The 13,454-nt window shown below is 50.1% G+C and carries 2 protein-coding genes; both read left to right on the forward strand.

Annotation, left to right across the window (positions count from 1 at the left end):
• The coding region (locus tag AC2CGA_RS00005; protein WP_484480095.1) for a beta-ketoacyl synthase N-terminal-like domain-containing protein at positions 1-5,712 on the forward strand (5,712 nt) is incomplete at its 5' end.
• 4 nt (positions 5,713-5,716) lie between these two features.
• Positions 5,717-13,435, forward strand: a complete 7,719-nt coding sequence (locus AC2CGA_RS00010) for a type I polyketide synthase (RefSeq protein WP_484480096.1) — start codon at positions 5,717-5,719, stop codon at positions 13,433-13,435.
• Positions 13,436-13,454 lie beyond the last annotated feature (19 nt).

The following is a 13,454-nucleotide window of genomic DNA, read 5'->3' on the forward strand; positions in this document are numbered from 1 at the left end:
CGTCTCGTGCGGGACAACAAGCGGAGCGGGCAGACCCTGTCCGTCAACTGGCCGCTTTGGGAAGAAGGCGGTATGCGTGTGGACAAAGAGACCGAACGGCTGATGTATGAACAGACCGGAATGAAAGCCATGCGATCGGCTTCAGGCATCCAGGCGCTGTACGCCGCTTTTGCCTCCGGAGAACACCAGATCATGGTGGCAGAAGGAGATGAAAAACGGATTCGCAGCCATATTTTCGATCTGCGTGAAGAACAAAGCGCCGCCGCAAAAGCTCCGGCAGAGACAGATGCAGGAGATCTGAAAGATCGGGTTCAAGAGAAACTAAAGCGTCATGTATCAGATCTTTTAAAGGTAAGCATGAAAGATATTGAGGCTGACAGCGAACTGACGGAATACGGATTTGATTCGATCATCTTCACTGAATTTACAAATCTATTAAATCGGTCTTATCAGCTTGAGCTCAGCCCGACTATCTTCTTTGAATTTCCGACATTGCGCAAACTGAGCGGCCATTTGATATCTGAATGGAAAGAAGCATTCAGCAGCTTAGAAAGAGAGAGTTTAAAAACCGCTCCAAAAACCGCTCCAAAAGCCGGAATAAGAAAAGCTGAAGCTCCGGCGGCCGTTCATGTCAAACGGGAAACGCCCGTATCCGTAAAAGGAAAATCAGAAGAAAAAACCGAACCGATAGCCATTATCGGAATCAGCGGTATTTTTCCGCAAGCGAAAGACATAGATGAATTCTGGACACGTTTATCAAAAGGAGAGCATTGCATCACAGAAATTCCCCGGGATCGCTGGGATTGGCGCGAATATTACGGCGATCCGGCAGCGGATGCAAATAAAACGTCAATTAAATGGGGCGGTTTTATAGATGGAATCGCCGGGTTTGACCCGCTGTTTTTCGGGATATCTCCGAAAGAAGCTGAAATGATGGATCCTCAGCAGCGCCTATTAATGATGTATGTGTGGAAAGCCATTGAAGACGCGGGGTACTCGGCAAAACGGATTGCCGGAACAAAAACCGGCATTTTCACCGGCACATTGGGAAGCGGATATCAAACCTTAATCAATAAGGCGGGTCTTCCTGTCGAGGGGTATACGATGACCGGAATCGTGCCGTCCGTCGGGCCGAACCGAATGAGTTATTTTCTTGATATCCACGGGCCGAGCGAGCCGATAGAAACCGCTTGTTCAAGCTCTTTAGTCGCCATTCACCGCGCGGTAAAAGCCATTGAAACGGGAGATTGTGATATGGCGGTCGCAGGAGGCGTCAACACGATCGTCACGCCAGAAGGGCATATCGGTTTTCAAAAAGCAGGCATGCTCAGTGAAGACGGGCGCTGCAAAACATTTTCTGATCAGGCTGACGGTTATGTCAGAGGAGAGGGTGCCGGCATGATTGTCTTGAAAAAGCTTTCAGAGGCTGAGCATGACAGGGATCACATCTACGGCCTCATCCGCGGTACAGCGGAAAATCACGGCGGACGCTCAGCGTCACTTACCGCGCCGAACCCGCAGGCTCAGACGGATGTGCTGAAAAGCGCTTATCAAAAAGCCGGTATTCAGCCGTCAACGATCACTTATATAGAAGCGCACGGAACAGGTACGGCGCTCGGAGATCCGATTGAAATCAATGCATTGAAAAAAGCTTTCCAAACAGACGGGGCTCCGGGCGGATATTGCGGGATAGGCTCAGTGAAGACAAATATCGGACATTTGGAGCTCGCAGCAGGCATTGCGGGCGTTATCAAAGTATTGATGCAGCTGAAACATCGGACGCTCGCCAAAAGTCTGCATTGCGAGAACATCAATCCCCATATCAAATTGAAGGACAGCCCGTTTTACATTGTGACAGAAACAAAGGAGTGGGAAGCGCTGCGTGATGAAAACGGCCGGGTCCTGCCCCGCCGGGCGGGTGTAAGCTCATTCGGTTTCGGAGGCGTCAATGCGCATATCGTTATTGAAGAATACATGGGCAAAAGTGAGACGGAACAGCCGGAAACCCGTGAGAAAGCGTCATCTCTTTTTGTTTTGTCGGCTAAAAATGAAGAGCGGCTGAAAGAAAGAGCGCGTCTCCTTCGCGATTTTATCCAAAACGGATCATCCCGCCATATCGATCTTGCAGATGTTGCATACACACTGCAGACCGGACGGGACGCAATGGAAGCGAGGCTGGGAATCATTGCAGGCTCCGCAGAGGAACTGACTGAAAAACTGAACGCGTTTCTGACGGGAAAAAACAGCGAAGATATCATCAGCGGCCGTAAAAAACGCGAGAATAACACGATCTCCATGTTCTCAGACGATGAAGACGCAGCTGACCTCGTCAGCGCCTGGATTGAGAAAAAGAAATACAAGAAAGTGCTGCGGCTCTGGGTAAACGGATTTGACACAGATTGGGAGCAGCTGTATACGGACAGTAAGCCGCGCCGCATCAGCCTGCCCTCCTATCCGTTCAGAGCAGACCGCTATTGGGTGCCGAAACGGGAGCAGCTGCCGCTTTCGAATCAAAAAACAGTAGTATTGCAGAAAACATGGGAGCCTTGCGAGGCAGTGTCTTCATCCGAGCCATTCAGCAAAATAGCGCTCATCGTCTCCGAGGATACAAAAGACCTTGCCGCCGAGGTGAAAAAACAGCTGAATGATGCTGACATTGTGCAGGAAAATCAGCTCATCTCTTTCTTACAGGATGCGAATGCGGCCATCTATTCCGGGTTTATTGACTTCACCGGCTGCGGCTCCCGACAAAAGCGGCAGGACATCAGCTGGGTGGCATCGCTGCAGCAGCTGATTGAATACGGCCGCGGAAAAGAAAACATGAAAATGCTTTATCTTACAAAAGGCCTTGAATCCTTCAAAAATAATGCGGCCGCTATGCATGGTATTGAAAAAGCGGGGCTTTATCGCATGCTGCGGCATGAATACAGCCATATTCTCACCTGTCACGCCGATATTGATCCTGAAGAGCCGCTGGAGCAGACAGCCGCTTTTATTAAACAAGAAATTGAATCAGACTTAACGGAATCTGCTGTTTGCTACAGGGACGGCATGCGCTTCAGCTATGTTCTTCGGCAGACTGATCAGATTGAACCAGAAGCCGTGCAAACAGACCGGACTGTGTTTCCAAAAGACGCCGTCCTCATGATAACCGGAGGAACGCGCGGACTCGGCGCTTTATGCGCCAAGCATTTCGTTTCCGCATACGGTGTGAAGAAACTGCTTCTGACAGGCAGAAAGGAGCTGCCGCCGAAAACCGAGTGGGATCTTGAGCAAACAGACCCTGTCGTTTTGGAAAAAATACAGCTTATCCGAAAGCTGGAATCACAGGGCGTAAAAGTGTGCGTCTCAGCAGTTGATCTGACGGATAAGCAGGCCGTCGGACGGCTTATAAAAGAGGTAACCACAACGCTCGGACCTGTCGGAGGCATTCTGCATTGCGCAGGAATTGCGGACCGTGAAAACCCTGCTTTTCTCCGCAAATCCAAAAACAGTATCGCGCGGGTGCTCGCCCCGAAAGCAGACGGCCTTCACAGTCTGTATGAGAGTGTAAAGGATGATGCGCCGGCATTTTTCGTCCTGTTTTCATCTGTCTCGGCAGCCGTCCCGATTCTTGCGGCGGGACAGAGCGATTATGCGATGGCTAATTCTTATATGGACTATTTTGCAGAAAACAATGAGGGCGGCATCATGAGCATACAATGGCCGGCATGGGATGAGACGGGCATGAGCAGGGATACAAAAAGCGGGATGTATCAGCAAACGGGATTGCTGCGTCACTCTGACGCGGAAGGTCTCAAGATGCTTGATTACATTTTAAGAGAAAGACCCGGAACTGTCGTGCTGCCGGCACAAGTGAAATATGATTGGGACATCAAAGCGCTTGAAAACGCTAAGCCAGCCGCCCATAAAGGAATGAAAACAGCTTCCAAACCTCCTGAAACAAAAAAACGGGTCCATAGCCGGACTGATATTCAATCTTGGCTGAAGTCGCTTTTGGCAAAAGAGCTGAGTATCGATGAAACGCATATGGATATCGATGTGCCTTTTCAGGAATACGGAATGGATTCTATCTTTCTGGCGCAAGTGCTGACAAAGATCGATCAAAAACTGCCGTCCGTTTCAATTGATCCGACTGTCCTTCTGGAACACCCTACCATAGAACAGCTCGCGGATTATTTAGCCGCACATTGTCCGGAAGCTTTTTCGGCAGATGCAGCGGTTCCCGCGGAGAAGGTCCCTTTGCAGAAAACGCCGAAACAGAGCAAAAAAACGGCAGATAAGCCCGGGAAACGGGGAAAGGTTGCGATCATCGGCATGGCCTGTCATTTTCCGGAAGCGGGGGATATAAAAGAATTTTGGAAGAATCTCCGCAGCGGAACGGATGCCGTCACTGAAGTTCCGCCGGACAGATGGAACGCCGGGGAACACTATCAGCCGGGTGAATATCAAGAAGGAAAAAGCATCAGTAAATGGGGCGGTTTTATTCATGATATTGATCAATTTGACCCGGAGTATTTTAATATTTCAGAAACGCTGGCACCGATGATAGACCCGCTGCAAAGGCAGTGGCTCGAAGTGAGCGCGGAAGCTTTGGCCGATGCCGGTTATCAAAAAGAGGATCTCTGGGGCCGCCGTATCGGCGTTTTTGCCGGTGCAAGGGCAGGTGCGTTTCATCAGAAATTTCAATATTTGCAAAAAGACGCGATTATTGGCGCGGGGCAAAATTTTATTACCGCACATATGGCGCACATTTATAACTTTACAGGGCCCAACCTGGTCGTAGATACGGCCTGCTCCAGTTCGCTTACGGCAATTCATTTGGCCGTGCAGGCTATTCAAAATGGAGAAGCGGAGGCGGCCTTTGCGGGCGGGGTTGACATTTTGCTTGATGAAAAACCTTTTCTCACAATGAGCGCGGCGAGAATCTTATCGCCAAATGGCCGTTCAAAATCTTTCGATGCCGATGCGGACGGAACAGGAATCGGAGAGGGCTGCGGTGTGCTGATGCTGAAGCCGCTCGAAAAAGCGATAGAAGACGAAGATAAAATATACGGCGTTATTGACGGCTCTGCGATAAATAATGACGGCAGCACAATGGGGGTGACGACGCCGAATCCCCGGGCGCAGCAGGACTTGATTGAGCAGGCGGTTCAATCAGCGGAAATCGAGCCGGACACCATGACATACGTAGAGACGCACGGAACCGGTACTTTGATCGGCGACCCGATTGAATTAAAAGGATTAACCAATGTCTTGTCTGCTTATTCCGATGAAAAACAATTTTGCGGTGTAGGGAGCGTCAAAAGCAATATCGGCCACTTGCTGAGTGCGGCGGGCGCGGCGGGAATCATCAAAGTTTTGCTGGCGATTGCCAATGAAGAACTGCCGCCGACTTTGCATTGCCATAAACCGAACCCCCGCTTTCAATTTCATGATTCGCCGCTTTATCCTGTGCTTGAGCTGAAGCGGTGGGACGGAAAAAAAGAGATACTCAGGGCCGGGGTCAGCGCGTTCGGTTTGGGCGGGAATAACGCCCATATCATTGTCAGCAACGAAGGAATTCCGAAAGAACGAAAAGCGACCATGGAACCGAAAGGCGGCCAGACAGTATACCGAAAACAGCGGTATTGGCCTGAAAAAGCACAGTTGTCCGAAGCGGAAGAAAATGAGGCGGGCACAGAAGCAATGTTTGAAATAAGCGAGGTGTGATAGATTGGCAGTTGCCACCGATCAAGTCAAAACGTTCCTGCAGAAAATCAGCCATACGAATTATATCGTCCGGGATCATCGCGTTCACCAAATCCGCGTCCTCCCGGGCGTGACTTTAATAGATATGCTGTATCGGCTCGCCGCCGGGTATCTCGGTGAAAGGCCTATAGAATTAAGACAGATTATTTTTAAGCAGCCTGTTGTAACATCTGAAGAGTTTGATAAACACCTGTATGTCACCTTTACGCCGGCGCGTGACAGCTGGAAAGTTGAGATTACAAGCGAAAAAGCAAAAAACGGCACACCGCTTGGCGGAAAACGGGATGAGAATATGGAATGTCAGCTTTATTTGCAAAAAGACACGCCCCGGACAAAAGAGCTGAATATTGAAGCATTCATGAAAAACGCAAGCCGAAAATGGGACATGCATGACATTTACGGAATTGCAAGAAGAAGCCATATTGAGCATGGCGAGTTTATGAAAAATGAAGGGGCCGTTTATCAGCTTCAGGATAAAGAAGAATTAATGGAGCTCACTCTGAGTGATTTGGCTGAAGGATTCCGGGAGAAATTTAAGGCGCATCCGGCTTTTTTAGATGCGTCCACCCTTGCCGGCTCTTCCTTTGCATTGTCGGCCCAAAAGCAGAATGACACACCTTATATTCCTTTTATGATTAATCGTTTTTGCATATATCAGCGGTTTCCGAAAACGATTTACACTTATTCTGCGAAAAACAGCCGCACTGAAAGCGGCGCATCAGATAGCGAACCTGATTTTTATTCGGCCGACTTCACGATTTACGACAGGGCAGGGAACGTATTGGCCGAATGTGAGAAACTGACAGTAAAAAGGGTCAGACAAGCGAATATGATTACCCATCTGATAGACAAAGAGAAGCCGCCTCAGCAGAACAGAAGCGGCCGTGGAGAGCCCGAAAGTCCTGTGGCCGCAGAAGACGTGTCTGAACAGCAAACGCCGGAACAAAACATGGTGACTTACATAAAGTCGGAAATCGCCAGGCTGATCAATCGTCCGGCACAGGATATTGATGTGCGGAAAGGCTTTTATGATATGGGGCTTGACTCGGCTCATTTGCTGAAGCTTGTAAAGATATTAGAGCAGACTTTTCAGCAGCAGTTTTATCCGACACTGCTTTTTGAATATTCATCTGTCCGCCGCCTTGCGGATTACCTTATCAATGAAGCGGGCTGTGTGCTGAAAGATTCGGCCGAAGAACGGCATACATCAGACGCTGACATTGCTGATGAGGTTCTGTTTTTTGAACCCGCCTGGAAAGATCATCCGCTGGAAACGGCGGTGCAGAACGGGCAAAAACACACCCGTCATCTCATTATCGCTGCCGATGCAGGACCCCGTCTCACCGGTGAACTCGGCACACATTGCCCGGAAGCGGAAGTGATAGAACTGAAAAGGGAGCATGAGGTTGCAGATGAGCAGTTTGGAGCAGATGCCGAGCTTATATTTCGTATGCTCAAACGGGAACTGACAGACCATCCGAAAGAACATACATTGATTCAGCTTGTATGCGCCGTTGAGAATGGAGCGGCATTGTCTTCCGCTCTCGGGGCTATGCTGAAAACGGCACATCTGGAAAATCCGGCTCTTCGCACTCAGGTGATCACCTTCTGTGACAAGAATGAGAGATTGCCAAGTGAGACGGCCGCAATCATTAGAACAGAAGCAGACTGCTCTCATGCAGGCTGCACAGACATTCGGTATAAAGACGATATGCGGCAGATCAGATTGTTCGAACGTATTGAGAAACCGGACGGACAGACACAGTCTCCTTGGAAACAAAACGGCGTATATGTCATTACAGGAGGTCTCGGCGGTCTTGGATTTCTGCTTGCCCGTCACCTTGCAGAAAAAGAAAAGGTGAAGCTCGCACTCATCGGGCGTTCGCCGGAACAGTCTGAGAAGATCAGCAGACTGAAAGCATTGGGAGCGGAAGTTCTTTACGTTCAAGCGGACATCGGCAGCAAAGCCGAAACAGAGCGGGCATTTGCTCAGATTACAGAAACTTTCGGCCGTCTGACGGGCATTTTTCATTGCGCCGGTGTTTTAAAAGATCAATTTATCATCCAAAAAGACAGTTCTGACTTGAAGCGGGTGTTCCTGCCGAAAATCAGCGGCCTGATTCATGCGGACGAAGCTTCACGGCATGAACCGCTTGAATTTTTCGCCGCATTTTCCTCATTCTCGGCGTTGACCGGAAATGCGGGCCAGACAGATTATGCCGCAGCGAACGCTTTTATGGATGAATATATGAAATATCGCGATTGCAAAGCGGAAAAAGGCGAACGGACCGGGGCTTCTATGACGATCAACTGGCCGCTTTGGGAAGATGGCGGCATGCAGGTTGACAGTTTGATGAAAGAGATCATGAATGATGCAACCGGCACCATCCCGCTTCCGGCCGGGGAAGGGATGGCTTCACTAGAATATATGCTGCGTCTCGGCAAGCTGCAATCCGTTATTTTATACGGGAAGGAGCCCGCTGTAACTGAAAGCATGGCCCGATTGGTTCCGATGGCAGACAAGAACCGCTCTTCATTATCCCATGCAGCTGTCAAGAGAAGGAGCCGAAAACAAGAGAGACATACAGAAGAGCACGATATTGCCGTAATCGGATTGGCGGGAAGATATCCGCAGGCGGAAAGCATCGATGAATTTTACCAAAATCTGCGCTCAGGTAAAGACTGTATCACAACAATGCCGAAAGACAGATGGAAAGGTTATCCTTTCTCATATGAAGCAGATCAGTTCTACCGTTACGGAGGATTTTTAGATCGCATAGACAGCTTTGATCCGCTGTTTTTCAATCTGACTCCGCGCCAAGCTGAAATGATGGACCCGCAGGCGCGGCTGTTTTTAGAGACGGCTTGGGAAGCTTGTGAAGATGCCGGTTTTTATCAGGACAGAACGGCGCGCGGGCCATCTTCACAAAAAAGAAAACGCGTCGGGGTATTCGCAGGTGTGTTTTGGAGCCATTATGAGCTGTTCGGCGCTGAAATCACACAGCGGGGCACACCGCTGTCTATGGGCGTGACGCCTGCCTCCGTTCCGAATATCGTGTCTCACTGCCTGAACTTTACAGGGCCGTCAATGGCTGTTGATACGATGTGCTCTTCTTCGCTCACATCCATACATTTGGCATGTGAAAGCATTAAAAGGGGGGAGTGCGAATTCGCCATTGCCGGCGGTGTTAATGCGGTCACACATCCGCATAAATATGCGTTTTTGGCGAATGCCGGATTTCTGTCTTCAGAAGGCGTCTGCAAAAGCTTCGCCGACGGCGGTGACGGCTATGTGCCGGGAGAAGGCGTCGGCGCCGTGTTGCTGACAACCGTTCAAGAAGCGGAAAAGATGGGCTGTCCGATATATGGCGTCATAAAAGGTTCCGCTTTAAACCATGTCGGAAAAACATCCGGTTTGACCGTGCCTGATCCGGCATCACAGGCGGAAGTCATTACAGATTCCTTTCAGAGTGCCGGCATTGATCCGGAGACATTGAGCTATATTGAAGCTCACGGAACGGGTACGTCTCTGGGTGATCCGATTGAAATTGAAGGGCTGAGCCGCGCTTTCCGCAAATGGACAAACAAGAAGCGGTTTTGCGCCATCGGCTCTGCCAAATCAAATATCGGCCATTTAGAAGGAGCCGCCGGAATCGCCGGATTAACAAAGGTGCTTTTGCAGCTGAAGCATGGAGAAATCTTTCCGTCATTGCACGCGGACACGCTGAATCCCCATATTCCATTTCCGGATACGCCGTTTTATGTGGCGGACCGGCTGGAAGAATGGGAACGGCCGTCACATCCTGACCAGCCGAGAAGAGCGGGTTTAAGTTCTTTTGGCGCCAGCGGGAGCAATGCCCATTTTGTCATAGAAGAATATCTGCCGCCGCAGGCTGAAAAGAAATCGCTGAGTATACGGGAAGACGAGCCGGTTCTGTTTCTGCTTTCGGCAAAAAATGAAGAACGGCTATTGGAATATGTCAAACGGTATGACCGCTTTTTACGGGAAAAAGAAGTCAATCTTAAAGACCTGGCCTACACGCTTCAAGCGGGCAGAGAAGCGATGCCTGAACGGCTGGCATTGATCGTTACATCCGTTTGCGGCCTGCTAGCGAAACTGAAGGATGTGCTTGAACGGAAAACGGAAATTGAAGGGTGTTTCCGCGGACGTGCTCAAGATGATATTTCAACAAGTGGAATGGCCGAACTTTTGAAAAACAAGCAATATTCCAGATTGCTCACGGAGTGGGCAAAAGGAGCCGCCGTTGACTGGAACCAGTTATACGAAGGAGAGAAGCCGAAACGGGTCAGCCTTCCTGTATATCCGTTCGCGAAGGAGCGGTATTGGGTGCCTGTGCCTGCGGATATCCGGAAACAGACAGACGAACCGGCGGAAAACCAAAAGATCATTCTTCAAAAAGACTGGAAGCAGCAAGATCCGGCGGAGTCTGAAGCATTATCAGGAACAGTAATGATACTTGCAACTGATAAGACGAGCCGATTGGCCGATGCTCTATTTAAAGGAAACGGCCATATTGAAACGATCTGCTTCATCCATCAGGCAAAAGACGGCGCCGATTATTACGCTGCCGCATCGGGGCGAAACCTTTACGGCAGAGTGCGGGAGTCTCTTCAAAACAAACAGATACTCGGGGTCGTCGACATAACCGCATATGATGCGGAATATGAACGGCGGGAAGAGATAGAATACGGAAAGCTTGCCTTTTTACAGCAGGCTCTGGAATCATTCCGTCATAGCGGCGCTGTGCTCAGCCAAGTGACACACCGCCTCCAGCCTTTCAAGGAAAGTAAACCTCTGATGCAGGGGGCGAAAACGGCGGGGCTGTACCGGATGCTGGGCGCTGAGTATGCCAACATTCATTCTTTTACGATAGATAGCGATTGTGCGATTGAGCATACAGAAGAATTAAGCAGACAGATTGAAACTGAATTTTTACAGCCGCGGGCCAAAAGCGGCAGTGAATGCTGCTACAGGCTGAATCGCCGTTATGTGCCGTTTCTGAAGCCGGGTACGAATGTGTCTGCGGTGCCTGAGCTTTCCTATTCGTCTGATGATGTGCTGTTAATAACGGGCGGATCGCGCGGGATCGGCGCAATTGCGGCGGAGCATGCCGTTTCACGCGGGTGCAGAAAACTGGTCATCATGGGGCGGGAGCCGCTTCCCGATTCCTCGGAGTGGGCAGACATGAAAAAGGACGGCATTCTCCCGGAAAAAGCCGAGCGGATGCAGAGGTTAGCCGAGCGGGGCGCGGAGATCCGTTATTACAGCGTTTCTCTTACGGATCAAAAGGGGCTCCGGAACATGACGGACAGCATCCGCGGCACGATGGGACCGATTACCGGTGTTTTTCATTGCGCGGGTGCAATGGGAGAACACCCCGCTTTTTATAACAAAACCGAAACTGAGATCGAAAGCGTTTGCACACCGAAAGTAACTGGGCTTTGCGGTCTCTATGAAGCCGTTCGGAATGAGCCGCTGTCGTTTTTTATTTTGTTCTCATCCGTTTCGGGTCTGATCCCTTCGCTTGCTGCGGGGCAAAGTGACTACGCGATGGCTAATTCATTTATGGACTCTTTTGCAAATCATCAGGCAGGTAAAGGAAACGTGTTTGTTAAAGCCGTTCAATGGCCCGTCTGGAAAGAAACCGGCATGGCTGAAGGCCTGCCGGAAACACCTGCTTATCAAAAATCAGGACTTTCCAGGCTGTCTGCCGAAGACGGACTGAAGTTTTTAGATTACATTATATTAAACGGACAAAGCTGCGGAATTCCTTGTGTTCCCGAAGACAGTAAGGCTGATTTTGGTGATCTTCTGAAGGTGAAGAAAACTGAAGCTCCCATGAAAAAAAGCACTGCCGGTGACCAAAAGGTGAAGGATATGATTCGTCAATGGGTGCGCACCGTTTTCAGCGAAGAACTGAAAATGACGGATGAGCAGATAAAAGATGATATGCCGTTTGATGAATACGGGATTGACTCAATACTCTTTGCGGAATTGGTTCAATCATTGCAAAAACGGATCAGCATCAAGTTAACACCGTCCTTAATGCTTCAATATCAAACGATTACAGAAATGGTTGACTATTTCGCAGCGCATCATGAAGCCGATTTTGTGACAAAAGAAAATGGTTTCGTTCAAGACGGGGACGTTCAGCCTGATGTAACCGCCGCCGCTGAAGAGAGAACATCCATGAAGCCGAAAGCGGATACCGAAGACGATATTGCCGTCGTCGGCATCTCCTGCCGTTTCCCGGGGGCGGGCGGAACGGATGCTTTTTGGGAGCTGCTGATGAAAGGGAATACCGCCATCCGGCCTGTCCCCGCATCGCGCTGGCATGCAACAGCAAATGCAAAGGATTATGCGGGGTGGATTGATGATATCGACATGTTTGATGCGGGCTTTTTCGGCATCTCTGAAAAAGACGCGGCAATTATGGACCCGCAGGCGCGGATCATATTAGAAGAAGCGGTTCATTCCGTTTATGATGCCGGGTACGGCCAAAAGGATTTGTCGGGCCGGAAAGTCGGCGTGTACATCGGCGGCAGGGCGCAGCCTTCAGCCGGTATGGAACATATCCTGCAGGCGCCTAACCCGATTTTGGGGGCGGGGCAAAACTATTTGGCGGCCAACATTTCACGATTTTTGAATGTCACAGGGCCGAGCCTTGTCGTGGATACAGCATGTTCCTCAGGGCTGATCGGGCTGTCCTTTGCAAAAGACGCCCTTTTGGCCGGAAGGATTGACGCGGCCTTAGTCGGTTCGGTGAGTCTGCTCTTATCTCCGTCCGCGCACCGGTTATTCGGAGCGCGCCATATTTTAAATGAGAACGGCGTGTTTCATATATTCGACCGTGAATCAGCGGGAGAAGTGCTCGGAGAAGGAGCGGGGGCGGTTTTTATCAAGCGATTGAGCGATGCGGTGCGGGACGGAGACCGTATTTACGGCGTCATAAAAGCCGTCTCGGTAAACAATGACGGCCGGACGCTCGGTCCCGGTTCACCGAATATAAGAGCGCAGAGAGATGTCATTCAAACTGCGCTTAATATGGCGGAAAAGTCGCCTGAAGATATCGGATATATAGAAGTGAACGGAGGCGGTTCCCCAATCGTTGATTCGGTGGAAATCAAGGCGCTCTCAGATGTCTATCAGCTGAACCGGAAAACGCTTCTGCCCTGCCGGATCGGATCGGTGAAACCGAATGTAGGGCATTTGCTTCTGTCTTCAGGTCTTGCGGGCTTCATCCGATGTGTGCTGAGCGTCTATCATAAGCGGATTCCGCCTTTCTTATCAGCGCGTGACCCATTTGAACATTATGACTTTGAAGCGTCGCGTATTCATTTTAATCGTGAACCCGTTGATTGGCATTCAGAGAAGAAACCCCGCGTCGCAGCTCAGAGTTCATTTCCTGACGGCGGGACAAATGCTCATATCCTCGTTGAAGAATACAGAGGTGAAAGACAGCGGGAACATCACCGGGCGCCTCAGCCGCCGGAATTCAGAAAAAAACACTACCCGCTTTTGGGCGGCTGGAACAGCACGGAAAGTGAACCGGAAAAAACAAGTAATGCAAAAACAGACATTGCGGATCTTTTAAAGAAATATGAGAAAAAAGCAGAGACAAGCACTGCACCTGCAGACTCGTTTTGGCAGGTGACAACGTGACGTTTTTAAAAGGGGACTA

Source organism: Bacillus sp. SYZHCR11 (assembly GCF_057196865.1).